General features: G+C 73.2%; 24 protein-coding genes and 1 riboswitch. Of the genes, 18 read left to right on the top strand and 6 right to left on the bottom strand.

What is annotated here, in order from left to right:
- The first annotated feature begins 104 nt into the window (after positions 1 to 104).
- Both trpD and IE096_RS24735 read left to right on the top strand, forming a co-directional pair.
- Complete coding sequence (trpD, locus tag IE096_RS24740; protein ID WP_189455310.1) at positions 105 to 1,166, top strand: anthranilate phosphoribosyltransferase; 1,062 nt, start codon at positions 105 to 107, stop codon at positions 1,164 to 1,166.
- Positions 1,167 to 1,244: 78 nt separating this feature from the next.
- A riboswitch (SAM riboswitch) is annotated at positions 1,245 to 1,359 on the top strand.
- A 149-nt stretch (positions 1,360 to 1,508) separates the two neighbouring features.
- Positions 1,509 to 2,879 (top strand): aminotransferase class V-fold PLP-dependent enzyme, encoded by a 1,371-nt coding sequence (locus tag IE096_RS24735; protein WP_189455308.1) that lies wholly within the window; start codon positions 1,509 to 1,511, stop codon positions 2,877 to 2,879.
- 59 nt (positions 2,880 to 2,938) lie between these two features.
- Here IE096_RS24735 and IE096_RS24730 read toward each other — a convergent pair whose 3' ends face one another.
- On the bottom strand, positions 2,939 to 3,220 hold the full coding sequence (locus tag IE096_RS24730) for an Lrp/AsnC ligand binding domain-containing protein (protein ID WP_189455306.1): 282 nt from the start codon (positions 3,218 to 3,220) through the stop codon (positions 2,939 to 2,941).
- On the bottom strand, positions 3,217 to 3,936 hold the full coding sequence (locus IE096_RS24725) for a rhomboid family intramembrane serine protease (protein ID WP_189455304.1): 720 nt from the start codon (positions 3,934 to 3,936) through the stop codon (positions 3,217 to 3,219). Before IE096_RS24725 ends, IE096_RS24730 begins: the two co-directional genes overlap by 4 nt.
- Positions 3,937 to 4,082: 146 nt before the next feature.
- Between IE096_RS24725 and IE096_RS24720 the strand changes: the two genes are divergently transcribed.
- The 5 genes from IE096_RS24720 to IE096_RS24700 all read left to right on the top strand — a co-directional run bounded on the left by IE096_RS24720 (position 4,083) and on the right by IE096_RS24700 (position 9,559).
- Positions 4,083 to 4,325, top strand: a complete 243-nt coding sequence (locus tag IE096_RS24720) for a hypothetical protein (protein WP_126913779.1) — start codon at positions 4,083 to 4,085, stop codon at positions 4,323 to 4,325.
- A gap of 22 nt (positions 4,326 to 4,347) precedes the next feature.
- Positions 4,348 to 5,718 (top strand): NYN domain-containing protein, encoded by a 1,371-nt coding sequence (locus IE096_RS24715; protein WP_189455376.1) that lies wholly within the window; start codon positions 4,348 to 4,350, stop codon positions 5,716 to 5,718.
- Positions 5,719 to 5,951: 233 nt separating this feature from the next.
- On the top strand, positions 5,952 to 7,025 hold the full coding sequence (locus tag IE096_RS24710; RefSeq protein ID WP_189455302.1) for a C40 family peptidase: 1,074 nt from the start codon (positions 5,952 to 5,954) through the stop codon (positions 7,023 to 7,025).
- Positions 7,026 to 7,290: 265 nt separating this feature from the next.
- Positions 7,291 to 8,370, top strand: a complete 1,080-nt coding sequence (locus tag IE096_RS24705) for a C40 family peptidase (protein ID WP_189455300.1) — start codon at positions 7,291 to 7,293, stop codon at positions 8,368 to 8,370.
- 34 nt (positions 8,371 to 8,404) lie between these two features.
- Positions 8,405 to 9,559 carry a Cif family virulence factor gene (locus tag IE096_RS24700; RefSeq protein ID WP_229820576.1) on the top strand — a complete coding sequence of 385 codons (1,155 nt, stop codon included), beginning with the start codon at positions 8,405 to 8,407 and terminating at the stop codon, positions 9,557 to 9,559.
- Positions 9,560 to 9,668: 109 nt separating this feature from the next.
- Here the strand turns inward: IE096_RS24700 and IE096_RS24695 are convergent, their stop codons facing one another.
- The gene (locus tag IE096_RS24695) at positions 9,669 to 10,910 is read right to left on the bottom strand and encodes a glycosyltransferase 87 family protein (protein ID WP_189455298.1); all 1,242 of its coding nucleotides are present in this window, start codon (positions 10,908 to 10,910) and stop codon (positions 9,669 to 9,671) included.
- 123 nt (positions 10,911 to 11,033) lie between these two features.
- Between IE096_RS24695 and IE096_RS24690 the strand changes: the two genes are divergently transcribed.
- Positions 11,034 to 12,176 carry a glycosyltransferase family 4 protein gene (locus tag IE096_RS24690; protein ID WP_189455296.1) on the top strand — a complete coding sequence of 381 codons (1,143 nt, stop codon included), beginning with the start codon at positions 11,034 to 11,036 and terminating at the stop codon, positions 12,174 to 12,176.
- Positions 12,177 to 12,246: 70 nt separating this feature from the next.
- Here IE096_RS24690 and IE096_RS24685 read toward each other — a convergent pair whose 3' ends face one another.
- Entirely contained in the window at positions 12,247 to 14,043 is a 1,797-nt protein-coding gene (locus tag IE096_RS24685; RefSeq protein ID WP_189455294.1) for an AMP-dependent synthetase/ligase, read from the bottom strand.
- A 279-nt stretch (positions 14,044 to 14,322) separates the two neighbouring features.
- Here IE096_RS24685 and IE096_RS24680 point away from each other — a divergent pair, with 279 nt between their 5' ends.
- The 6 genes from IE096_RS24680 (at position 14,323) to IE096_RS24655 (ending at position 19,220) form a co-directional block, all read left to right on the top strand.
- Complete coding sequence (locus IE096_RS24680) at positions 14,323 to 15,084, top strand: metallophosphoesterase family protein (RefSeq protein WP_189455291.1); 762 nt, start codon at positions 14,323 to 14,325, stop codon at positions 15,082 to 15,084.
- An 84-nt stretch (positions 15,085 to 15,168) separates the two neighbouring features.
- Positions 15,169 to 15,618 (top strand): SRPBCC family protein, encoded by a 450-nt coding sequence (locus IE096_RS24675; protein ID WP_189455289.1) that lies wholly within the window; start codon positions 15,169 to 15,171, stop codon positions 15,616 to 15,618.
- 40 nt (positions 15,619 to 15,658) lie between these two features.
- Complete coding sequence (locus IE096_RS24670) at positions 15,659 to 16,891, top strand: ArsA family ATPase (RefSeq protein ID WP_189455287.1); 1,233 nt, start codon at positions 15,659 to 15,661, stop codon at positions 16,889 to 16,891.
- Between the two features lie 71 nt (positions 16,892 to 16,962).
- Positions 16,963 to 17,439 carry a DUF5304 domain-containing protein gene (locus IE096_RS24665; protein ID WP_189455285.1) on the top strand — a complete coding sequence of 159 codons (477 nt, stop codon included), beginning with the start codon at positions 16,963 to 16,965 and terminating at the stop codon, positions 17,437 to 17,439.
- A gap of 57 nt (positions 17,440 to 17,496) precedes the next feature.
- Positions 17,497 to 18,438, top strand: coding sequence for an ROK family glucokinase (locus IE096_RS24660; RefSeq protein ID WP_189455283.1), 942 nt, complete (start codon positions 17,497 to 17,499; stop codon positions 18,436 to 18,438).
- Between the two features lie 32 nt (positions 18,439 to 18,470).
- Positions 18,471 to 19,220, top strand: a complete 750-nt coding sequence (locus IE096_RS24655; protein WP_189455281.1) for an endonuclease/exonuclease/phosphatase family protein — start codon at positions 18,471 to 18,473, stop codon at positions 19,218 to 19,220.
- 4 nt (positions 19,221 to 19,224) lie between these two features.
- On the opposite strand, the gene IE096_RS24650 is transcribed toward IE096_RS24655, so the two are convergent.
- Positions 19,225 to 19,791: a hypothetical protein gene (locus tag IE096_RS24650; RefSeq protein ID WP_189455279.1), complete on the bottom strand. Its 567-nt coding sequence runs from the start codon at positions 19,789 to 19,791 to the stop codon at positions 19,225 to 19,227.
- Positions 19,784 to 20,554, bottom strand: a complete 771-nt coding sequence (locus tag IE096_RS24645) for an alpha/beta hydrolase (protein ID WP_189455277.1) — start codon at positions 20,552 to 20,554, stop codon at positions 19,784 to 19,786. The genes IE096_RS24650 and IE096_RS24645 overlap by 8 nt, the downstream gene beginning before the upstream one ends.
- A gap of 139 nt (positions 20,555 to 20,693) precedes the next feature.
- Here IE096_RS24645 and IE096_RS24640 point away from each other — a divergent pair, with 139 nt between their 5' ends.
- Genes IE096_RS24640 through IE096_RS24625 form a run of 4 tightly spaced genes read left to right on the top strand, consistent with a single transcriptional unit; the run spans position 20,694 to position 24,480 of the window.
- Positions 20,694 to 21,467, top strand: a complete 774-nt coding sequence (locus IE096_RS24640) for a lysophospholipid acyltransferase family protein (protein WP_189455372.1) — start codon at positions 20,694 to 20,696, stop codon at positions 21,465 to 21,467.
- A 28-nt stretch (positions 21,468 to 21,495) separates the two neighbouring features.
- The gene (macS, locus tag IE096_RS31890) at positions 21,496 to 22,725 is read left to right on the top strand and encodes a MacS family sensor histidine kinase (RefSeq protein ID WP_268248347.1); all 1,230 of its coding nucleotides are present in this window, start codon (positions 21,496 to 21,498) and stop codon (positions 22,723 to 22,725) included.
- Complete coding sequence (locus IE096_RS24630) at positions 22,722 to 23,393, top strand: response regulator (RefSeq protein WP_189455275.1); 672 nt, start codon at positions 22,722 to 22,724, stop codon at positions 23,391 to 23,393. Before macS ends, IE096_RS24630 begins: the two co-directional genes overlap by 4 nt.
- A gap of 55 nt (positions 23,394 to 23,448) precedes the next feature.
- A complete protein-coding gene (locus IE096_RS24625) occupies positions 23,449 to 24,480 on the top strand; it encodes a 6-phosphofructokinase (protein ID WP_189455274.1) in 1,032 nt (343 codons plus the stop codon).
- Positions 24,481 to 24,489: the final 9 nt, after the last annotated feature.

Here is a 24,489-nt window from a genome sequence, read left to right as displayed (position 1 = left end):
GCCTGGACGGGGCTCTTCGCCGTTCCCGGGCGTGGATAGGCTGGACCGCGTAACGGGGACCCCGGACGGTCCCCACCAGGGACCGACCACCAGGAGTGTGGACCATGAACGTGACCCCGACAGGCGGCGAGCGCTCGGTGGCCCACACCTGGCCGGGCCTCCTGGACGCCCTGCTCGGCGGTGTGGACCTCGGCGCCGACGACACGGCCTGGGCCATGGACCGGATCATGCGCGGGGAGGCCACCGACGCCCAGATCGCGGGCTTCGCCGTCGCCCTGCGGGCCAAGGGCGAGACGGTCGCCGAGATCTCCGGCCTGGTCCGGGCGATGTACCGGCACGCCAACCTCATCGAGGTGCCCGGCCCCAGTGTCGACATCGTGGGCACCGGCGGCGACGGCGCCAAGACCGTCAACATCTCCACCATGTCCTCGATCGTCGTCGCGGGCGCCGGGGCGAAGGTCGTCAAGCACGGCAACCGCGCCGCGTCCTCCGCGAGCGGCGCCTCGGACGTCCTGGAGAAGCTCGGGGTGAATCTGGAGCTGACCCCGCGCCGGGTGGTGGAGGTGGCCGAGGAGGCCGGCATCACCTTCTGTTTCGCGGTGAAGTTCCACCCCGCCCTGCGCTATGTGGCTCCCGCCCGCCGTGAGCTGGGCATCCGCACGACCTTCAACGTCCTGGGCCCGCTGACCAACCCCGCGCGGGTCAAGGCCCAGGCGACCGGCGTCGCGGACGCCCGGATGGCACCGATCCTGGCCGGGGTGCTGGCCGAACGCGGCTCCTCCGCACTGGTCTTCCGCGGCGACGACGGGCTCGACGAGCTCACCACCACGGCCACCTCGCGGGTGTGGATCGTGGGGGACGGCCAGGTGCGGGAGGAATCGTTCGACCCCCGGGACGTCGGCATCGACCTGGTGCCCATCGAGGCGCTGCGGGGCGCCGACGCCTCGTACAACGCCGATGTGGCCCGCCGGCTGCTCGCCGGGGAGACCGGCCCGGTCCGGGACGCGGTGCTGCTCAACTCCGCCGCCGCGCTGGCCGCCCTGACGCCGACGGACGCGCCGCTCACGGAGCGGATCCGGGCCGGGATGGCGCGGGCGGCCGAGTCCATCGACTCGGGCGCGGCCCGGCGGGTGCTGGAGAAGTGGGTGGAGGCCAGCAACCGCTGAGTCTCCCCGCCCAGGGCGCGGTCCGCATCGCGGACCGCGCCCTTGCGCATTCAAGATCCTGTGGCATGATGCTGCGCAGGTCACGAGTGACAGCGTTTCGGCCCCGGCTTGCTGTCCGGCAACCCTCCTTCCGTGGCGGGGTGCCCCGGGTGATGACCAGGCCGCAGGCAGACGCCTGTGGCAAGCGCGGATCCCTCGCCAGGGATCCTGGTTGTCGAGGGAGACCTTTCTGTGTTGCAGCGAATGCGATAGGGCCTACGGCCCCGTTTCCGGTAATCCCGCGTACGCCCTCGTGCGGCGTGCGCGTGCTGTCCTCCATCACCCCTGCCGGGAGAATTCGCCATGTCCGCATGCCCTGTTGCCCCTGCCGCCGCCACCCTTGCCGAGCCGCTGCCCGTTCTCGGTCACGACGTCCGCGTACCGCTCGTCACCGGGGGCGAGGTGACGTACGCCGCGCTCGACTACGCCGCCAGCGCACCGGCGTTGCGGCGGGTGTGGGACGACGTCGCCGCCTACGCGCCGTACTACGGCAGCGTCCACCGGGGCGCCGGGTACCTCTCACAGCTGTCGACCGACCTGTTCGAGGGATGCCGGGCCACCGTCGCCGGCTTCCTCGGCTGCCGCGAGGGCGACCAGGTGGTCTTCACCCGCTCCACCACGGACTCGCTGAACCTGCTGGCGTCCGTACTGCCCGCCGGCTGCCGGGTGTTCGTCTTCGAGACCGAGCACCACGCGGCCCTGCTGCCCTGGCGGGACGCCGAGGTCACCTACCTCGACGCCCCGCGTTCGCCGGACGAGGCCGTCGAGACACTGGAACGGGCGCTGGCCGACCGCGAGCCCTACGGCCCGGCGCTGGTGTGCGTGACCGGCGCGTCCAATGTGACCGGCGAGCTGTGGCCCGTACGGGAGCTGGCGGCGGCCGCGCACGCGCACGGCGCGCGCATCGTGCTGGACGCCGCCCAGTTGGCGCCGCACCACCCCGTGGACGTCGCCGGGTGGGACGTCGACTGGGTCGCCTTCTCCGGGCACAAGCTGTACGCGCCGTTCGGCGCCGGCGTCCTCGCCGGGCGGGCCGACTGGCTGCGGGAGGCCGAGCCGTATCTGGCGGGCGGCGGCGCCAGCCGCAGGGTGGCCCGGGACGCCGAGGGGGGCGTCGAGGTCGAGTGGCACGACACCGTGGCCCGGCACGAGGCCGGTTCGCCCAACGTCATCGGGGCCTACGCCATCGCCGCCGCCTGCAAGGCGCTCCAGGAGACCGGCTTCGACCGGCTGGTCGAGCGCGAAAGGGAGCTGATCGCGCGGGTGCGGGGCGGACTGGCGGACGTCCCGGGGGTGCGGGTGCTGTCGCTGTTCGGCGCGGACGCCCCGCGCGTGGGTGTCCTGTCCTTCGTCGTGGACGGCTGGAACAGCTCCCACTTCGCGGCGGCGCTCTCCGCGGAGTACGGCATCGGGGTGCGGGACGGGCTTTTCTGCGCGCATCCGCTCGTCCGCGTCCTGCTGGACGGCGATCGGGGGGCGCCCGGCGAGTGCGGCTCGCCCGACGGGCGGTCGCTGAATGCCATTCGGGTGAGCTTCGGGGCGGGGACGCCCGATGAGCATGTGGAGCGGTTCGTACGGGCCGTGCGGGAGCTTGTCACCGAGGGGGCTCGGTGGGAGTACCGCACCGAGGGTGGGCGGTGCGTTGCGGTTCGGCCGCGGGCCGTCGTGGGCTGAGCGCGCCCACGCGGCGGCAGCCGCATATCGACGCTGCCCCGCGCCCCTTCGGAGCCCGGCTAGTTGTCGAGGCCGATCGCGAAGGCCGCTTCCAGGTCGTGCTGGGAGTACGTGCGGAACGCGATGTGGGTCTCCGTCGAGGCCACGCCCGGGACCTTGCTGATGCGGCCCGGGATGAGGTCCGCGAGGTCGTCGTGCCGGGCCACGCGGACCATCGCGATCAGATCGGCCCCACCGGTGACCGAGTAGACCTCGCTGACGCCCTCGATGGCGGCGATGGTCTCGGCGATCTCGGGAATCCGGTCCACGTCGGTCTTGATGAGCACGATCGAAGTGATCACGTCGGTTTGTCTCCTTCGGTGGACCTGGCTGCGCCCTTCACTCTAGCCGCAGGTGTGCGAAGGCCCCAGGCGTAGCCGAATCCGAGTGCGAATCCCACGACGTGGGCCAGATAGGCGACCCCGGGGCGCCCGGCGTCCGTCCCCGTCGCCAGCCACTGGAGTGCGAACCAGAACAGCAGTACGGCCCAGGCGGGGAAGCGCAGCGGCAGGAAGAACAGGAACGGGAAGAGGCTGGTGACCCGCGCCCTGGGGAAGAGATAGAGGAACGCGCCGAGCACCCCGGAGATGGCTCCCGACGCGCCCACGAGCGTGCGTTCGGAGTGGGCGTGCACGGCGGCGTAGCCGAAGAGGGCGAGATAGCCGGTGAGGAGGTAGCAGCAGAGGAACGCGGCACGGCCCAGGTGGGCCTCGGTCATGGCGCCGAAGACGTAGAGGAAGAGCATGTTGCCCAGCAGATGCAGCCAGTTCCCGTGCACGAAGAGCGCGGTGAGCGGGGTGCACAGAGCCCAGGGGGAGCCGTGGAGGAGCTCCTGCGGCACGACCCCCCAGTGCTCGAAGTAGTCGGTCTGGGCTGCCAGCAGTCCGGGGCCGGTGCCGTAGACCGGATTCAGGCCGGAGACGGGGCCGATCAGGAAGACCGCGCCGCAGACGGCCAGGATCGTCCAGGTCACCCAGGGGGTGTCCGGGCGGCCCGGGCGCCCTGCCGTTTCGATCATGGCCAGATCATGGCGTACCGGGCGCAACCCGTGCAGAGCGCCTCGCCGGGCCGTCCGTGCGGGCCGCACGCCCCGCGCCCGGCGACCGGCAGGCCGTAGGGTTACGGGGAGCACCCCGCGGACCACAGACGAGGACGGACGACACGATGGGCGTTGTTCCCCAGCCGACAGCCGGGAACCGGTGGCGCTGCACCCTGTGCGGCAACCTCACGCGTTTCGACGTCACGCGGACGACCAAAGCCGTGGAGTTCGTGCACCTCGACCTGGCGGGGGAGCCCGCGGTGGAGGAGCGCGAGATCGTCAGTGAGACGATCGAGTCCGTGCGTTGCCGCTGGTGCAACGCCGTCGACCAGATCGAGCTGGTGGCCCGGCCGGGCGCCGATGCCTGACGAACGGGAGCGATAAGCGGTGGTGGAGCACACGGACGGCGTGGAGGCGGCCGGTGACGCCGGCGGGGCCGACGACGGCGTCAGCGAGGTGCTCGACCGCCCGCTGCCCGAAGGCATCCGGCGGCGGGTCATCGGGCTCGTCGCGGAGGCGTTCGGCGGACTGACGGTCGCGGAACTGCCCGCCCAGTTGCGGCAGTACGCCCGGTTCACCCCGTCCCGCCGGGCCAAGTTCGCGGGGAACGCCATGGCCGCGGCCGTGGAGAGCGACTCGGCCTTCCGGCAGCGGATCTCCGCGCGGCTGCGGGAGACCGGTTCCGAGCTGGCGGAGGCCCTGGAGGCCGGTTCGCCGCCGGCGGCCGCCGATCCGGAGGACGTGGCCGCCATGGCGTTCGTGCTGCGGCCGGCCGGCTGGGTCAAGCTGGTCACCGCGGCGGGCGAGGAGGCGGCCCGGGCGAGCGCCGAGCGGGCCGACGAGGAGGCCCGGCACGAGCTGACGCGGCTGCGCGAGGAGCTGGCGGCGGCGCGGGCGGAGGCGAAGGCCGAGGCCGACCGGGTCCGTGCCGAGCTGGAGACCGTCCGGCGGGACGCCGAGTCGTTGCACCGCAAGCTGCGCAGCGCGCAGAGCGATGTGCGGCGCGGCGAGGCGGCGCTGCGCAAGGTCCAGGGCGAGCTGGAGGCGTTGCGCGCCGAGGCCGCCGCCGAGAAGGCGGCGGCGCAGGGCGAGGCGCGCCGGGCCAAGGCCCGGCTCGCGGAGGCCGAGGCGGCCCTGGAGGCGAGCCGCCGGGCGACGCGCGAGGGCCGCAGCGTGGAGGACGTCCGGCTGCGACTGCTGCTGGACACCGTGCTGGACGCGGCGCAGGGGCTGCGCCGCGAGCTGGCGCTGCCGCCGGTCTCGGTGCCGCCGGCCGACACGGTGGACGCGGTGCGGCCGGGCACGATGACGCCCCGGGACATCGCGACGCGGGCGCTGTCGGAGACCGATCCGGCGCTGCTGGACCAGTTGCTGGCACTGCCTCAGACGCATCTGCTCGTCGACGGCTACAACGTCACCAAGACCGGCTATCCGACGATGCCGCTGGACAAGCAGCGGCTGCGGCTGCTGGGCGGGCTGGCGATGCTGGCCGCGCAGAGCGGCGCCGAGGTCACGTGCGTCTTCGACGGCGCGGAGCTGGCCGCCCCGGTGCTGCTGGCGCCGCCGCGCGGGGTGCGGGTGCTGTTCAGCAAGCCGGGTGTGACGGCGGACGAGCTGATCCGTCAGCTCGTGCGGGCCGAGCCGCCGGGCCGGCCGGTCGTCGTGGTCTCCACGGACCGTGAGGTGGCGGACGGGGTGGCCAAGGCGGGGGCGCGGCCCGTCGCATCGGCCTTGCTGCTCAAGCGACTTGCCCGCACCTGACGGTCCTCGCAGCTGACCGTCAAGCGGTCATTACCGACTGTGTCAGGTTGGTAAAGGATGTACCGCTGACAAAGATTTTTCGCAAGAAAATTTGAACGGTGGCGACGGTGGTCACTAGGGTCATGCCTCGAACCTTCATTCGCGGAATCACCCGTTCGGGTGGGCGGTGAAGGTCCCGTCGTGCCCCAGGACTTCGCGCGGCGGGCGGCCCAGAGTAGAAGGAGCTCGTCTCCGTGGCGTCCCACCGTCGTCCCAAGAAGCCGAGCCGCACTCGGGCCACCGTGCTGACCGCGACCGCGGCCATGGCCGTGGCCCTCTCCGCGCAGGCCGCGCACGCCGACACCAAGCTGTCGAAGTCCGAGGCCAAGGACCAGGTCGACAAGCTCTACGAAGAGGCCGAACAGGCCACCGAGAAGTACAACGGGGCCAAGGAGCAGCACGACAAGCTGGAGAAGCAGGTCAGTGAGCTCCAGGACAAGGTCGCGCGCGGCCAGGACGAGTTCAACCGGATGCGCGGCGCCCTCGGCCTGATAGCCACCTCGCAGTACCGCACCGGCTCGATCGACCCCACGCTCCAGCTGCTGCTCACCTCGGACCCCGACACCTACCTGGACCGGGCCTCCAGGCTCAGCCAGCTGAGCGCCAAGCAGGCCGACACCCTCCGGCTGATGGCCGCCAAGCAGCGCACCCTCAAGCAGGAGCGCGCGGCGGCCGCCTCCAAGCTCGCGGACCTGGAGTCCACCCGCAAGGCCGTGGAGCAGCACAAGGACGAGGTCCAGGGCAAGCTGGCCGACGCCCAGAAGGTGCTCAACCAGTTCTCCGAGAAGGAGCGCGCGGAGATCACCGGCGGGGACCAGAAGGGCGCCTCCGGAAGCAAGGCCGACAGCGGCAAGAGCGGTGGCGACAGCGGCCGCGCCAGCCGCTCCGAGAGCCGCCCCAACATCCCCGCGGGCTCCGGCCACGCCGCCGCCGCTCTGGCCTACGCGCAGAGCCAGGAGGGCAAGCCCTACGAGTACGGCGCGACCGGAATGTCCACCTGGGACTGCTCCGGCCTCACCCAGTGGGCCTACGGCCAGGCTGGCGTCTCCCTCCCGCGCATCTCCCAGGACCAGGCCAACGCCGGCACCCGGATCTACGACCAGAGCCAGCTCAAGCCCGGCGACCTGGTCATCTTCTACGGCGACCAGCACCACGTCGGCCTCTACGCGGGCAACGGCCAGGTCTTCCACGCCCCCCGCACCGGCGCCTACGTGCGCTACGAGGCGATGGGCAACATGCCCTTCCAGTTCGGCGTGCGCGTCGGCTGATCGGGTTAACACCTCTGCTGAACCTCTGCCGTTCATCACTTCCGCCGCGCCATGCCGCCCTTTCGGGCGAATCACGACTACGGCAAGTGACACCGCGCCCCGCCGATGACCTGCGTCTGTCGGCGGGGCGCCGTTTTTGCCGCCCGCGAGGTCTTTGAACCCGGGGTGAGCACGCCGCTACTGTCTGGCGCGCGGTGCCCGGCCGTCGTCCGCCCGTCGACCGGGCGGCAGGGTCCGCACACAGTGGAAGGGAGTGCGGCACCCCGTGGCGTCCCATCGCCGTTCGCAGTCCGGTCTCACCCAGAGTGTCCGGGTCACCGTCCTGTCCGCCGCCATGGCCACCGCCGCGGCCGCCTTCTCGGCGGCCCCCGCGCTCGCCCGGCCCGGTGACCCCGCCGACGACTCCAAGACCTCGGGGACGGTGAAGGCGCGGCTCGACCAGCTCTACGAGCAGGCCGAGCAGGCCACGGAGAAGTTCAACGCGGCGGGGGAGCGCGCCGACGCCCTGCGCGAGCGCGTGGAACAGGTCGCCGACCGTGTGGCGCGCGGCCAGGAGAAGGTCAACCGGATGCGCGACGCCCTCGGCCTGATCGCCACCGCCCAGTACCGCCACGGCGCCGTCGACCCCGCCATCGAGCTCATCCTCTCCTCGGACCCCGACGGCTACCTGGACAAGGCCGCCACCCTCGACCGCGTCACGGGCCGTCAGGCCGGGCAGCTGCGCGCCCTGCTGGCCGCCCAGCGCACCCTGCGCCAGGAGCGCCAGGAGGCCGCCCGTACCCTCGCCGAGCTGGAGGACAGCCGCCGGGCGGTCGAGCAGCACAAACGGGAGGTCGAGGACAAGCTCGCCTCCGCCCGCCGGCTGCTCAACTCCCTGCCGGACGCCGCCCGCGAGGAGTACGCCCGCGCCTCGCGCTCCGAGGAGCGCTCGGGCGGCCCGCTGCGGGCCGCCGCGGCCGCTCTGCCCTCCCTCGGCGACGTCTCCGCGGCCGTCGGCTCCGGCCGGGGCCTCGCCGCGGCCATGGCCGTCCGGCAGGCCGTCGGCTCGCCCTACGCCTGGGGCGCCACCGGGCCGGGCGCCTTCGACTGCTCCGGGCTGATGCAGTGGGCGTACGGCCGGGCCGGGGTGGGCCTGCCGCGCACCTCGCAGGCGCAGCGCAACGCCGGGCGGCACGTCTCGCTCTCCGAGGCCCGGCCCGGCGACCTGGTGATCTACCGCGACGACGCCAGCCACGTGGGGATGTACGTGGGCAACGGCCAGGTCGTCCACGCCCCCTACCCGGGGGCGCGGGTGCGCTACGACCGGGCCGACATGATGCCCATCTCGTCCGTCACCCGTCCCTGACGGCGGCCGCCCGCGCGGTGCGTACGATGCGGGGGTGACGGACGGTGACGGCAGCGGCAACACGGGGATCGGGCGGCGGGCGGTGTGCGCGCTGGGCGTCGCCGGGCTGCTCGGGCTCTCCGGCTGCGGGCCCGCCGCGACGTCCGAGCCGGACGAGGCGTCCGTGCGGCGGCTGCTCGACCGGTGGGCGGCGGCGGTGCGGCAGCGGGACGAGGCCGCCTACCTGGCCGTCATCGACCCCGCCGCCGACGGCTACCGCGCCGAGCGCCGCCTGGTCCTCGCCAACCTCGCCGCCGTGCCGCTGGCCTCCTGGGAGTACCGGCTGGTGCGGCTCGCGCGCGGCGCCGTCGCCGAGGCCGAGCTGCGCTACCGGCTCGCCGGCCACGACGCGGCCCCCGTCACCGTCCCGCTCCGGCTGACGCTCACGCGGCGGAGCGGCCGCTGGTACGTCGCCGGGCAGGAGGCCCGGCACCCGGCGGGGCAGCTGTGGGAGCAGGGCCGGGTCACGGCCGTGCGGGGCGGGCACAGCCTCGTCCTGGGCGTGGGCCAGGACGAGTCCCTGCTGCGCGCGGTGGCCGGCCTCGCGGACGCGGCGGTACCGGCGGTGGACGCGGCGTGGGGCGGGCGCTGGGCCCGCCACGTCGTGGTCGAGGTGCCCGCTTCGCTGGAACGGATGGGTGCCCTCTTGGAGACGCCCGCCGCGAACTACCGGGGCATGGCGGCGGTGGCCACGGGCGACCGGGTCGTCGTCAATCCCGAGGCGTACGGGGAGCTCGCCGACTTCGGGCGGCGGATCGTGTTCACGCACGAGACGACGCACGTCGCGACGCGGGCGGTGACGACGGCGGCCACGCCGAAGTGGCTCTCCGAGGGCTTCGCCGACTGGGCCGCGTACCGGGGCACGGACCGCACGGCCCGGCAGGCCGCGCCCGAGCTCGCCGCGTCCGTCGACGCGGGCGACCTGCCGTCGGGGCTTCCCGCCGACGACGACTTCGCCTTCACGGGCGGGGCGGGGCGCTTGGCACGCGCCTACGAGGGCGGCTGGCTGGCCTGCCGCCTGATCGCGGAGGGGTGGGGGGAGGGGGCGCTCAGGGCGTTCTACCGGACGGAGGCGTTCCGGGAGTTGCTGGGGGCGAGCGAGGGGGAGTTCGCGCGCAGGTGGCGGTCGTACGTGGCGGGGGCCTTTTGAGGTGCCCCGGTCCCGCCCTTTCACCGTTTCGTCCTCAAACGCCGGACGGGCTGAAATCAGCCCGTCCGGCGTTTGAGGACCGGGGTCCGGGGCGGAGCCCCGGGAACAACTACCCCGGCACCAGCGCCGACTCCCGCTCCGCCGGCGGATCCGGCTCCCCCTGCGGCAGGTGGCCCTCGGTAACCGTCTCGCGCCACAGCCGCGAACACGCCACCACCGTCGCCGCCACCAGCAACCCGTTGCGCAACGTGAGCGTCGCCACCCCCAACTTGTCGCTCGCGACCACGTGCGAGAACCAGATGGGAAACTCCAGCTGCGTCAGCGGCGCGGCCATCAGCACCAGCAGGATCGGCAGCCGCTGCCGCGGCGTCCCCATCGTGACGCAGACCGCCGCCAGGCCGATCAGCCAGATCATGTACTGGGGGCTGATCACCCGGCTCGTCGTGGTGAAGAGCAGCACCGCCGCGAACGCCGCGTCGTACGGCGTCGTCGGCGTGAAGCGGCGGGCCCGCAGCCGCCACAGCAGCAGCCAGCCGAACGCCAGCACGCTCAGCCCCAGCGCCAGCGCGCTCACCGCGTGGACGTGCCGGCCGAGGAATTCCACCGAGCCGTAGTTGAGGCGCGCTTTGCCGTGCCAGCCGATGTGCCGGGCCAGGTGGAAGACCAGCGAGCCCAGGGACTCCACCTCGGTGCCCCGGTCGCGCTGGAAGGTCAGGAACGCCAGCGCCCCCGGCATCGCGGCCGTGAAGAACATGCCCAGCACCCCCGCCGTCACCAGCGCCGCGCTCCAGACGGACCGGGTGGCGCGCCCGCGCGGGGTGCCGATGACCAGCAGGACCGGCCAGATCTTGAGCAGCGCGCCGAAGCCCGTCAGGGCACCTGCCAGCCGGGTGCGGCGGCCCACCGTCAGCAGCGCGGCGACGGCGACGGCGGTGACCATCACGTCGTAGCGGGCGTAGACGATCGGCCCGAGCAGCGGGACGCCCGTCACCCACACCCAGACGCCCAGCGGGCCGCGCCGGCCGTCGCGCGCCGCGTACAGCAGCATCCCCATGACGGCCGCGTCGGCCGCGAGGCAGAGGACGAAGAACGCCGGCGCGTAGTTGAGGAACGGCAGCAGTCCGGGGGCGAGGACGGCCAGCGCGGCGGCCGGCGGGTACTGCCAGGTCACGTCGTCGTACGGGAAGATGCCGCTGCGCAGGACGCCGTACCAGCCCTGGTAGATCACCTCGATGTCGACGGACACGTCCGAGCCGGGCATGTCCCACACCCGGAACACGCACATCATCAGAACGGCCCGGGTGACGGTCCACACCCCGATCGAGAGCCGCAGACCAGTGCCCGCCACCATCACTTCACCTCATCCCGCCGTAGGCATGTGGTAACTGAGAGGAATCATGCCGGTCGAGGGGGCCCGCGCGCGCGGCGACGCGGCGCGGTTGACGCCTGTTCGAACCCGGTACTGTCGGCGGCGATGGACAAGACCCTGATCGTCACGAACGACTTCCCGCCCCGCCCCGGCGGCATCCAGGCCTTCCTCCACAACATGGCGCTGCGTCTGGACCCGGCGAGCATCGTCGTCTACGCCTCCACCTGGAAGCGGAGCGAGGAGGGCCGCGAGGCCACCGCGCGCTTCGACGCCGAGCAGCCCTTCCCGGTGGTCCGCGACCGGACGACCATGCTGCTGCCCACGCCCCGGGTGACCCGGCGCGCGGCCGAGCTGCTGCGGGAGCACGGCTGTACGTCGGTGTGGTTCGGGGCGGCCGCGCCGCTGGGGCTGATGGCGCCCGCGCTGCGGCGGGCCGGGGCCCGCCGGCTGGTGGCCACCACCCACGGTCACGAGGCGGCGTGGGCCCAGTTGCCGGGCTCGCGGCAACTGCTGCGCAGGATCGGCGAAGGCGTCGACACGATCACCTATCTGGGGGAGTACACGCGGTCCCGGATCGCCTCCGCGCTGACGGACGAGGCGGCGGCCCGCATGACGCAACTGCCGCCCGGCGTGGACGAGAAGACCTTCCACCCGGCATCCGGCGGCGCTGAGACCCGGGCGCGGCTCGGGCTCGCGGACCGGCCGGTCGTGGTGTGCGTCTCCCGGCTCGTCCCCCGCAAGGGCCAGGACACCCTGATCGAGGCCATGCCCCGGATCCTCGCGGCCGTGCCCGACGCGGTGCTGCTGATAGTCGGCGGCGGTCCCTACGCGGATGACCTGCGCGAGCTCGCCGACAGGACCGGTGTCGCCCACGCGGTCCGCTTCACCGGGCCCGTCCCCTGGGAGGAGCTGCCCGCCCACTACGGCGCCGGAGACGTCTTCGCGATGCCCTGCCGGACGCGCCGGGGCGGCCTGGACGTCGAGGGGCTCGGCATCGTCTACCTGGAGGCGTCCGCGACGGGCCTGCCGGTGGTCGGCGGCGACTCGGGAGGCGCCCCGGACGCGGTGCTGGAGGGGGAGACGGGCTACGTCGTGCGCGGCGGCTCCGCCGAGGAGGCGGCCGACCGGATCGTCACCCTGCTGAACGACCCGGAGCTGCGCCGCCGTATGGGCGAACGCGGCCGGGCGTGGGTGGAGGAGCGCTGGCGCTGGGACCTGCTGGCGGAGCGCCTGAAGGAACTCCTCTGACAATGGCTCCTCTGACAATGGGTAAGGGGCTCGCGCCGTGGCGCGAGCCCCTTACCCATTGTCGGCCGGGTCAGCCGTGGTAGATCGCCTCGATCTCGTCCGCGAAGTCCTTCGCGACGACGTTCCGCTTGAGCTTGAGCGACGGCGTCACATGGCCGGACGCCTCCGTGAACTGCGCGGGCAGGATGCGGAACTTGCGCACCGACTCGGCCTTGGAGACCGCCGCGTTGCCGTCGTCCACCGCCTTCTGCACGTCCGCGAGCAGCTCCGGGTCGTCGGCCAGCTCGGCGGCCGTGAGCCCGGCGGGCTTGCCGTGCTGCTCCAGCCAGCGCGGCAGGAAGTCCTCGTCCAGCGTGACCAGCGCGCCCACGAACGGGCGGCCGTCGCCGACGACCATGCACTCGGCGATCAGCGCGTGCGCCCGGATCCGGTCCTCGATCACGGCGGGGGCGACGTTCTTGCCGCCGGCGGTGACGATGATCTCCTTCTTGCGGCCGGTGATCCGCAGGAAGCCGTCCTCGTCGAGGGTGCCGAGGTCGCCGGTGTGGAACCAGCCGTCGGAGAGCGCCTCGGCCGTGGCCGCCTCGTTGTTCCAGTAGCCGGTGAACAGGTGCTCGCCGTGGAGCAGCACCTCGCCGTCGTCGGCGATCCGCACCACGGAGCCCGGCAGGGGCTGGCCGACCGTGCCGATCCTCGGCTTGTCCCACGGGTTGAAGGCGGTGGCGGCGCACGACTCCGTCAGGCCGTAGCCCTCCAGCACCGTGAAGCCGATGCCCCGGTAGAAGTGGCCCAGCCGCTCGCCCAGCGGGGCGCCGCCGGAGATCGCGTGGGTGGCGCGGCCGCCGAGGACCGCGCGCAGCTTGCCGTAGACCAGCTTGTCGAAGATCTTGTGCTTGAGCCGCAGGCCGAAGGAGGGGCCCGCCGCGGTGTCCAGCGCCCGGCTGTAGGCGATGGCGGTCTCGGCGGCCTTGTCGAAGACCTTGCCCTTGCCGTCGGCCTGCGCCTTGGCCCGGGCACCGTTGTAGACCTTCTCGAAGACCCGCGGCACGCCGAGGACCAGCGTGGGACGGAAGCCCTGGAGGTCGTCGGTGAGGTTGCGGATGTCGCTGACGAGACCCAGCCGGATGGGGGCCATCACCGAGGCGATCTCGACCAGGCGGCCGAAGACGTGGGCGGCGGGCAGGAACAGCAGCACGGACGACTCGCCCGTGTTGAACAGCGGCTTGAGCCGCTCGACGACGTTGCCGCACTCGGCGAAGAAGCTGCGGTGGGTGAGCACACAGCCCTTGGGGCGGCCCGTGGTGCCGGAGGTGTAGACGATGGTCGCGGGCGAGTCCGCGGTCGCCAGCGCGCTGCGCTCGTCCACCGCCTCGTCCGTCAGCGCCTCGCCCGCGGCCCGCAGCCGGTCCAGGGCGCCGCGCTCGATCTGCCAGATGTTGGCGAGGTCCGGCAGCCGGTCGCGCACGGACTCGACCGCCGCCTCGTGCGCCGGCGTCTCCACCAGGCAGGCCACGGCACCGGAGTCGCCGAGGATCCACTGGATCTGCTCGGGGGAGCTCGTCTCGTAGACCGGCACGGTCACCGCGCCCGCGCTCCAGATGGCGAAGTCCAGCAGCGCCCACTCGTAGCGGGTGCGCGACAGCAGGCCGATCCGGTCGCCCGGCTCGATCCCCGCGGCCATCAGTCCCTTGGCGACGGCCCGCACCTCGGCCAGGAAGCCCTCGGCGGTGACGTCCTCCCAGCGGTCGTCGACCTTGCGCCCTATGACCGCCACCTCGGGGTGGAGTGCGGCGTTCCGGCGGATGAGATCCGTCAGGTTGCCGTCGGCGGGGACCTCGTACAGGGCCGGAAGGCTGAACTCGCGCAAGACTGCTGCTCCTCGTCGGGCGCCGGCGCCGCCGCGTCTTCGAGGGGCGCTGCGTCGGCTGCGGTCCATTGATCAGGCAGGGGGGATGCTGGACAGCGTGGACTGCCCGGACGTTACCCACCAGTACGGATTTCGAACAGAGGGTCGTGCCCAGATGTTCCATGCGTCACATGCCACGGGACCGCTCCCCGCACCCTAGCCCCTAGGCCAGGTGACCGGGAAGTAACCGCAGGTCGGGACCCTTCCGGAGGCCCCGCCGCAACACCTAGGGTGATCCGTATGCGAGTCCATGTGGTCAGCGACGTGCACGGCAACGCCGAGGGGCTGGCGCGGGCCAAAGACGGCGCCGACGCCCTCGTCTGTCTCGGCGACCTGGTCCTCTTCCTGGACTACGCCGACCACTCGCGCGGCATCTTCCCCGAACTGTTCGGCGTCGAGGCCGCCGACCGGATCGTCGAGCTGCGCACCGCACGCCGCTTCGAGGAGGCCCGCACCCTCTCCCGGGCGCTGTGGGAGGGCATCGACCGCGAGCGGGCCGTCGAGGAAGCGGTGCGCAAGCAGTACGCCGAGCTCTTCGCCGCCTTCCCCACCCCCACCTACGCCACCTACGGCAATGTGGACATCCCCACCCTCTGGCCGGAATTCGCCCGCCCCGGCACCACCGTCCTCGACGGCGAGCGCGTCGAGATCGGCGGCCTCGTCTTCGGCTTCGTCGGCGGCGGCCTCCGCTCCCCCATGCGCACCCCCTACGAGATCGACGACGAGGTCTACGCCGCCAAGCTCGCCGCCCTCGGCGAGGTCGACGTGCTCTGCTCCCACATCCCGCCCGACGTCCCCGAGCTCTGCTACGACACCGTCGCCCGCCGCTTCGAACGCGGCAGCGCGGCCCTGCTGGAGACCATCCGCGCCACCCGCCCCAGATACGCGCTCTTCGGCCACGTCCACCAGCCGCTGGCGCGCAGAATGCGCATCGGGGCGACCGAATGCGTCAACGTCGGCCACTTCGCCTCCACCGCGACACCCTGGGTGCTGGAGTGGTGACTCGCGGCGGGAGGTAGCCTTCACCGGCAGACCTTTCAGCTGACCATTCACCAGGGCGCGCACCGGTACGGAGGAGCCACACAGATGGCCGAACACACCAGCTCGAGCATCACGATCGAGGCGACGCCGGACGAGGTCATGGCGGTCATCGCCGACTTCGGCCGCTACTCGGAGTGGACGGGCGAGGTCAAGCAGGCCGAGGTGCTCGAGACGGACGAGCAGGGCCGCGCCAGCAAGGTGCGCCTGGTCCTGGACGCCGGCGCCATCAAGGACGACCACACCCTCAACTACAGCTGGCCCTCGCCCGGCGTCGTCGAGTGGTCCCTGGACAAGTCCCAGATGCTGCGCCAGCTCGACGGCTCGTACAGCCTGGAGCCCGAGGCGGGCGGCAAGCACACCAAGGTGACCTACACCCTCACCGTCGATGTGAAGATCCCCATGCTCGGCATGATCAAGCGCAAGGCGGAGAAGGTCATCATCGACCGCGCCCTCGACGGCCTGAAGACCCGCGTCGAGAGCGGCGCCGCGTCCTGACGCCCTGACCCCCACGCACACTCCGCCCGGAAGGCTCTCCTTGCGCACGGTCCTCGTCACCGGTCCCGGCGGCGCGGGCCGCACCACCGTCGCGGCGGCCACCGCCCTGGCCGCCGCCCGCGTGGGACACCGGACACTGCTGCTCACCAGCGACCGCGGCCCCGCCCCGGACGCCGTCCTCGGCACCGCCCTCCCCACCGGGGGCACCGACGACGACCGGGGCGGACCGTGGGCACCGCCCGTGGCCGCCGCCCCCGGACTGTGGGCCGCCCGTGTGGCCCCGGCCGCCCACTTCCGCGCCCTGGCCGGCGAACTCCAGGAGCGCGGCGCCGCCGTCTTCGACCTCCTGGGCGCCACCCCCCTCGACCCCGAGGAGCTCACCGAACTCCCCGGCGCCGAACCCCTGGCCCTGCTCGCCGCCCTCCGGGCCGCCCACGGCGAGCCGGACCGCTGGGACCTGCTCGTCGTCGACATGCCGCCCCTGCTCCAGACCGTGGCCCTGCTGGGCCTCCCCGAGCAGCTCGGCCGCTATCTGCACCGCCTCCTGCCCCCCGAGCGCCAGGCCGCCCGCGCGCTGCGCCCCATGCTCGCCCAGCTCGCCGGCGTGCCCATGCCCGCCCAGCGGCTCTACGAGACCGCCGAACGCTTCCAGCGGGAGCTGGCCGCCGTCCGCGACGTCCTGGAGGCGCCCGGCACGACCGTACGGCTCGTCGCCGAACCCGGCCCGCAGGCCCTCGCCGCCCTCCGCACCGCCCGCGCCGGGCTCGCCCTCCAGGGCTGCCGGATCGATTCGCTCGTGGCGAACCGGCTGCTGCCCGAGGACTCCGCCGACCCCTGGCTGGCCGCCCTCGCCGCCGAGCGGCGCGGCGCCCACAAGACGCTGTGCGACGAGTTCCTCGCCGACGGCGTCACCGTGCGCGAGCTGCCCCACCTCGGCCGCGCCCCCCAGGGCCTCGCGGACCTGGAGCTCCTCGCCGCCCGCGCCACCCTGCCCACCGCGGACCGGCCGCCCGCCGAACCCTGGGCCGTCGAGGACCGCCTCGCCGCCGACGGCATGCTGATCTGGCGGATCCCGCTGCCCGGCGCCACCCGCGAGGGCCTCGGCCTCGTCCGCCGGGGCGACGAACTCGTCGTCTCCGCCGGTCCGTTCCGCCGCGTCCTCACCCTGCCCTCCGCGCTGCGCCGCTGCGGCGTCGCGGGGGCGGGGCTGCACGACGGCGAGCTGTGCGTGCGCTTCGTCCCGGACCCCGGCCTGTGGCCCCGGACACCCTGACCGGGACGCCCGGAACGGCCCGGCGTCGGTCGGGTAACGTCGAAGGAAAATCCAGCCAGCGGGAGTCCGTCATGAGCGAAGCCACCGAGCGCCCCGGCCCCGGCCAGGCGCCCGACCCCGACGCCTGGGAGCGGGCCTGCGCCGAGGACCTCGCCGCCGAGAACACCCGCCGCGCGGCCGGCGGACCGGGCGAGCAGCCCGGCAGCGCCGCCGAGGAACTGCGCAGACTCGTCGAGGCCGTGGCCGGCAAGGTCACCGCTCAGCTGCCGCTCGCGGGCGCGGCCGCGCAGGGAGCGGTGCGCGAGATCGTCGAGACGGCCAAGGCGGCCGCGCAGCCCGTCATCGAGCGCAACCCCCAGGTCTTCGACCACCTGGCCGCCGCCGGCTCCGAACTGCTGGCCGCCTACCGTGCCGCCGTGACGGGACAGGAGGCGCGCTGGACCCGCGACGAACCGGCGCACGAGCCCCCCGCGCCTCGCGCGCAGGGAAGCGAGCCGCGCGAGGGCGAGGCGAAGAACGGGGGGAGCGAGCGCATCGACCTCGACTGATCCCGCCCTCCGGTACGGTTACTCCTGGCGGGGTTCGAGCGAAAAACCGAGGTACACATGGGACTCACCATCGGCGTCGACATCGGCGGCACGAAGATCGCGGCCGGCGTGGTCGACGAAGAGGGCTCGATCCTCGCGACGTGCAAAGTGCCGACCCCGGACACCCCCGAGGGCGTGATCGACGCGATCGCCGACGCGGTCCGCACGGTCAGCGAGGGCTTCGAGGTCGAGGCCGTCGGCATCGGCGCCGCCGGCTACGTGGACGACAAGCGGGCCACGGTCCTCTTCGCCCCGAACATCAACTGGCGGCACGAGGCGCTCAAGGACAAGGTCGAGCAGCGCGTCGGCCTCCCCGTCGTCGTCGAGAACGACGCCAACGCCGCCGCCTGGGGCGAGTACCGCTTCGGCGCCGGCCAGGGCCACGACGACGTCATCTGCATCACCCTCGGCACCGGCCTCGGCGGCGGCATCATCATCGGCAACAAGCTCCGCCGCGGCCGCTTCGGCGTGGCCGCCGAGTTCGGCCACATCCGCGTGGTGCCGGACGGGCTGCTCTGCGGCTGCGGCAGCCAGGGCTGCTGGGAGCAGTACGCGTCGGGCCGCGCGCTCGTCCGCTACGCCAAGCAGCGCGCCCAGGCCACCCCGGAGAACGCGGAGATCCTGCTGGGCCTCGGCGACGGCACCGTCGAGGGCATCGAGGGCAAGCACGTCAGCGACGCCGCCCGCCAGGGCGACCCCGTCGCCATCGACTCCTTCCGCGAGCTCGCCCGCTGGGCCGGCGCGGGCCTGGCCGACCTGGCCTCGCTCTTCGACCCCTCGGCGTTCATCGTCGGCGGCGGCGTCTCCGACGAGGGCGACCTCGTCCTTGACCCGATCCGCAAGTCCTTCCGCCGCTGGCTCGTCGGCGGACAGTGGCGCCCCCACGCGCAGGTGCTCGCCGCCCAGTTGGGCGGCAAGGCCGGCCTGGTGGGAGCGGCCGACCTGGCCCGTCAGGGCTGAATCCTGGGACGAGTTCCTTGAGCGGAGGGGCGATGCTCGCGGACCTGCCGGAATCCTCGACCGAAGCGGACGGGTCCGTGGTCCGCGTGCTCTCCTACAACATCCGCTCCATGCGTGACGACGTCGCGGCGCTGTCCCGGATCATCCGGGCCTGTGCGCCCGACGTCGTCTGCGTTCAGGAGGCGCCGCGCTTCTTCCGCTGGCGCAAGGCGGCCGCCCGCCTCGCCCGGGAGTCGGAGCTGGTGTACGTCACCGGTGGCGGCACCGCCTCGGGGCCGATGATCCTCGCCTCGCTGCGCGCCCATGTGGAGCGCGCGGAGGACGTGCTGCTGCCCCGGCGCCGCGGGCTCCACCAACGGGGGCTGGCCACGGCCGTCCTGCGCTTCGGCCGGGCCCGGCTGGGCGTCGTCAGCTGCCACTTGAGCATCGACGCGGACGAGCGGTACGCGCAGGGACGGCTGCTGCTGGAGCGGGTACGGGGGCTGGGGGTGCCGCACGCCGTCGTGGCGGGCGACCTCAACGACCGGCCCGACGGACGGACGTTCGGCCTGCTGGCGGGGGAACTCCAGGACGGATGGGCCGTCAGGCCGTGGGGGCGCGAGCACACGACGCGGCTCGGGGACCCGCTCCAGCGGATCGACGCGGTCTTCGCGACCGGGGGCGTCGAGGTGCTGGGGTGCGGGGTGCCGATGGGGTTGCGGGGGGTCGCCGAGAGCGATCTGCGCGCCGCGACGGATCATCTGCCGGTGCTGGCGGCTCTGCGGGTGCCGACCGCTCCCTGATCGGCTAAACCACCGCTCCGCGGCCCGGGTCGTCATCGTCCTCGTCGCCGTCCTTCATGCGCAGGACGAGCGTGGCGAAGCCGCCCAGGAAGCCGCCGACGCCCAGCGTCGTCACCCACCAGGTCAGCTCCTGGCGCAGCAGCACCATGACGAGCAGCAGCAGGGGGCCACCGAGGACCGCGAGCCAGGCGAAGCGCGAGGTGACGTCACCCGTGGGCAGGGGCGGGGGCTCCGGCGGGACGAAGTGGCCCTCGTCCGCCGCCGGGGCGCCGGCGTCGGCGCCGGTGGGACCGGGCTCCGGCTCCGGCGTGGTCCAGTCGCGCGGGCCGATGCCCGGGGCGAAGACGACGGAGCCTCCCGGCCGCTCGGGCGCGGCCGGCGGGGGCTTCTCCTCGGGGGCCGGCTCCGGCGCGGCGTCCTTCGCCTCGTCCAGGTCGCCGGTCGCGGGCCAGCGGCCCTTCTCCGGGTCGGGCTGCTCGCCGTAGGCGGCGACGAGCTCGGCCCAGGCGCGGTCCTCGTCCAGGGGGTCGCGGCTGTCGTCGCGGTCGCGGTTCGCGTCGGGCTCAGCCATGGGACGCCGCCGCGGGGGAGCCGGCGAGCCGGCTGATGAACGCGTGGGTCTCCTCGAAGATCGTCTCCGCGTCGTGGTCCAGGGTGGCCACGTGGTAGCTCTTCTCCAGCAGTCGCTCGGTGACGTCCAGGGAGGAGACCCGGGACAGGATGCGCGCGGAGTCGGCCGGCGGCACCACATGGTCCTGGGGGCTGCGCAGCAGCAGCAAGGGCTGCGTCACCTGCGGCAGTTCGGTGTCGAGCTTCCGCAGGAAGCCGCGGAAGGAGTGCGCCGCGTGGAGCGGCACCCGGTCGTAGCCGGTCTCCTCGATGCCCGGCTTGGCTATGTCGCTGGCGATGCCCTTGGTCGTCGGCACGAGGTGGCGCATCACCGGCAGGGTCCGGGCGGCCAGGCCGTGCACCTTGTTGGCCGGGTTGACCAGGACGATGCCGGAGACCGCCGCCCCGTGGCGGGCCGCGAGGCGCAGCGTCAGGGCGCCGCCCATGGACAGCCCGCAGACGAAGACCCGGGAGCACCGCTCCCGCAGCCGCCACAGCTCACGGTCGACCTCCGCGTACCAGTCCTGCCAGCCGGTGATCGCCATGTCCTGCCAGCGGGTGCCGTGCCCGGGCAGCAGGGGAAGCGAGACCGTCAGGCCCCGCTCCGCGAGATAATTGGCCCAGGGCCTTACGGACTGCGGGGAACCGGTGAAGCCGTGACACACGAGGACGCCGACCTCTCCGCCGTCATGGCGGAACGGCTCGGCTCCGGGGAGGAGCGGCACCGGGATCTCCGATCAAGGGAACGAGACAACGGACAACGAGAGGGTCTGGCCCTCAGCCTACGCGGAGCGCCGCACGGCGGGTAGGCAGGTTAAGGTCTCCTCGTCACACACAGGAGGTTCTCGGTTGTTCTACGGCGCAATGAAGCTGTCCATCGGCGGGTCGCTGAAGCTTGCCTTCCGGCCGTGGGTGGAGGGCTTGGAGAACATCCCGGCCGAGGGGCCCGCGATCCTCGCGAGCAACCACCTGTCGTTCTCGGACTCCTTCTTCCTTCCCGCGGTACTGGATCGCAAGATCACGTTCATCGCCAAGCAGGAATACTTCACCTCCCCCGGGGTCAAGGGGAAGCTGACGGCGGCGTTCTTCAAGGGCGTCGGCCAGCTCCCGGTCGACCGTTCCGGTGCCCGTGGTGCCGGTGAGGCCGCGATCAAGAGCGGTATCGAGGTGCTGGAGCGCGGTGAGCTCTTCGGCATCTACCCGGAGGGCACCCGCTCCCCGGACGGCCGTCTCTACCGCGGCAAGCCGGGCGGGCTCGCCCGGGTGGCGCTGGCCACCGGCGCGCCCGTGATCCCGGTCGCCATGATCGACACGGAGAAGGTGCAGCCGCCCGGGAAGGTCCTGCCGAAGATGATCCGGCCGGGCATCCGGATCGGAAAGCCGCTGGACTTCAGCCGTTACCACGGCATGGACGGCGACCGCTTCATCCTCCGCTCGGTGACCGACGAGGTCATGTACGAGATCATGAAGCTCTCCGGCCAGGAGTACGTCGACATCTACGCGACCGCCGCCAAGCGGCAGATCGCGGAGGAGGCGAAGAAGAAGGCCGAGGAGGAGAAGGCGGCCAAGGCCGCCGGCCTCGACAAGGCCGACTCGACGGAGAAGGCGGAGAAGACGGAGGACGAGCCCGGGGCGTAGCCGCCCGGGCCTCGGGGGGTCACGTCACATGACACAGCGCACCGGCACCGGGCGCCCGCGTGCCGTGCGGATGTCGGTGGAGCTGCCGCTGTGGCGTGCCCTCACCGGCTACCGCATCCTGACGCTCGGCTACGCGCTGGCCCTGTTCTGCGTCAACTACCACGAGTACGCCCACCCGCTCGGTGCGGCGCTCTACATGGGCGTACTCACCCTGTGGATGCTGCTGACCTGGAACAAGGTCTCGGCCCCCGAACGCTGCACCAGGTCCTTCCTGATCGCCGATCTGAGCATCGCGCTCGGCGGAGTCCTGCTCAGCGCCGTCGTCGACTCCGCCCAGCGCGTCGACGGAGGCGCGGCCACCCTCCCGTCCATCTGGACGGGCGGCGCGGTACTGGGCCTGGCCATCAAGGGCGGCTGGCGCTGGGCGGCCGTCGGCTCCACGCTGGTCGCCGTCGCCAATCTCGTCGAGCGCGGCCACCCGGCCCGCGACACCGTCCACAACGTGCTCCTGGTCTGGGTCTCCAGCATCGCCATCGGCTACATCGTGGAGGTGGCCCGTGCCAGTGAGCGCACCCTCGCCCGCGCCCTCCAGATCGAGGCGGCCACCCGGGAGCGCGAGCGCCTCGCCCGCGACATCCACGACAGCGTCCTCCAGGTCCTCGCCATGGTGCAGCGCCGGGGCGCGGCCCTCGGCGGCGAGGCGGCCGAGCTGGGCCGGCTGGCCGGCGAGCAGGAGATCGCCCTGCGCACCCTGGTCGCGGGCGGTCTGGTGCCCCCGCGGGGCACACCACGGCAGCTCGCCGAGGACGCCGAGCTCGTACGGTCCACAGGCACCCCGCCACGCCCCCCGGAGGGGCCCTGCGACCTGGGCGCGCTGCTCGCACCGCACGCGGGAGCCGCCGTCTCCTACGCCGGGCCCGGCACGCCCGTCCTTCTGGAGGCGGCCGCGGCGGCGGAGCTGGCGGCCGCCGTCGGCGCCGCACTGGACAATGTCCGTGAGCACGCCGGGGACGGCGCGCGGGCCTGGATCCTGCTGGAGGACGAGCCGGACGCCGTGATCGTCACCGTGCGGGACGACGGGCCCGGCATCGCCGAGGGCCGGCTGGCGGCAGCCGAACGGGAGGGGCGCATGGGCGTCGCCCTGTCGATCCGCGGCAGACTGCGGGACCTGGGCGGCAGCGCCGAGCTGCTGTCCGTGCCCGGTCAGGGCACAGAAGTCGAGTTGAGAGTCCCACGGGGGAGCGAGGCCGGGAAATGAGTGGCGAACAGACCGTGAAGGTCATGGTGGTCGACGACCACCCCATGTGGCGCGACGCCGTCGCCCGCGACCTGGCCGCCGCCGGGTACGACGTGGTGGCCACCGCCGGCGACGGCCCCCAGGCCGTGCGCCGGGCCCAGGCCGCCCTCCCCGACGTCCTGGTCCTCGACCTCAACCTGCCCGGCCTGCCCGGCGCGGCCGTCTGCAAGCAGCTCGTCGCCGACCGGCCCGAACTGCGCGTCCTGGTGCTCTCCGCGAGCGGCGAGCACGCCGACGTCCTGGAGGCCGTCAAGTCCGGCGCCACCGGCTACCTCCTGAAGTCCGCCGGCGCGGAAGAGCTGCTGGACGCCGTCCGCCGCACGGCCGTCGGCGACCCCGTCTTCACCCCCGGCCTGGCCGGACTGGTCCTCGGCGAGTACCGCAGGCTGGCCGCCGACCCCGCCCCCGCCGCCCCCGACGAGCCCGGCGCGCCGCGGCTCACCGACCGCGAGACGGAGGTCCTCCGCCTCGTCGCCAAGGGACTGTCGTACAAGCAGATCGCCGAACGGCTGGTTATTTCCCACCGGACGGTGCAGAACCATGTGCAGAACACCTTGGGCAAGCTCCAGCTGCACAACCGCGTGGAGCTCGTCCGCTACGCGATAGAGCGAGGTCTCGACGACGCCTGACCGCGCGTTCCCGGCCGGGCGGCCTTCGAGGCCCCCGGCGAACGGAAGGTGTGTCATGCGGATCGGAGTGCTCACCGGTGGCGGCGACTGCCCCGGCCTCAACGCGGTCATCCGCGCGATCGTCCGCAAGGGCGTCCAGGACCACGGTCACGACTTCATCGGCTTCAAGGACGGCTGGCGCGGCCCCCTCCACGGCTCCGCCGTCCCGCTCGGCATCCCGGCGGTCCGCGGCATCCTGCCGCGCGGCGGCACGATCCTCGGATCGTCCCGGACCAACCCCTTCAAGGAGCCCGACGGCGTCCGCCGCATCACGGAGAACCTCGCCGGGCACGGGGTGGACGCCCTGATCGCCATCGGCGGCGAGGACACCCTCGGCGTCGCGGCGCGGATCGGTACCGAGTACGGCGTCCGCTGCGTGGGCGTGCCCAAGACCATCGACAACGACCTCTCCGCCACGGACTACACCTTCGGCTTCGACACCGCCGTCAACATCGCCACCGAGGCCATCGACCGCCTCCACACCACCGCCGAGTCCCATATGCGGGTCCTCGTGGTCGAGGTCATGGGCCGGCACGCGGGCTGGATCGCGCTCCACTCCGGCCTGGCGGGCGGCGCCAACGTCATCCTTGTCCCCGAGGTGCGCTTCGACGTCGACGAGGTCTGCGGCTGGGTCACCTCCCGCTTCCGGGCCAGCTACGCGCCGATCGTCGTCGTCGCGGAGGGGGCCATGCCGCGGGACGGCGACGTGGTCCTGAAGGGTGCGGCCGCGCTGGACTCCTTCGGGCACGTCCGGCTCTCCGGGGTGGGGGAGTGGCTGGCGAAGGAGATCGAGTCCCGCACGGGGAAGGAGGCACGGACGACCGTGCTGGGGCACGTGCAGCGCGGGGGGACGCCGAGCGCGTTCGACCGGTGGCTCGCCACGCGGTTCGGGCTGCACGCGATCGCCGCTGTGGGGGACGGGGATTTCGGGACGATGGTCGCGCTTCGGGGCGCGGACATCGTCCGCGTTCCGTTGGCTGACGCGACGGCGCGGTTGAAGACCGTGCCGCTGTCTCTTTACGAGGAGGCCAAGACGTTCTTCGGCTGACCCGCCGTG

This window comes from Streptomyces abikoensis (assembly GCF_014648775.1).
GTDB classification, from domain to species: domain Bacteria; phylum Actinomycetota; class Actinomycetes; order Streptomycetales; family Streptomycetaceae; genus Streptomyces; species Streptomyces abikoensis.
The sequence above is the reverse complement of the archived record's forward strand: the minus strand, read 5'-3'. Positions and strand labels throughout refer to the sequence as shown.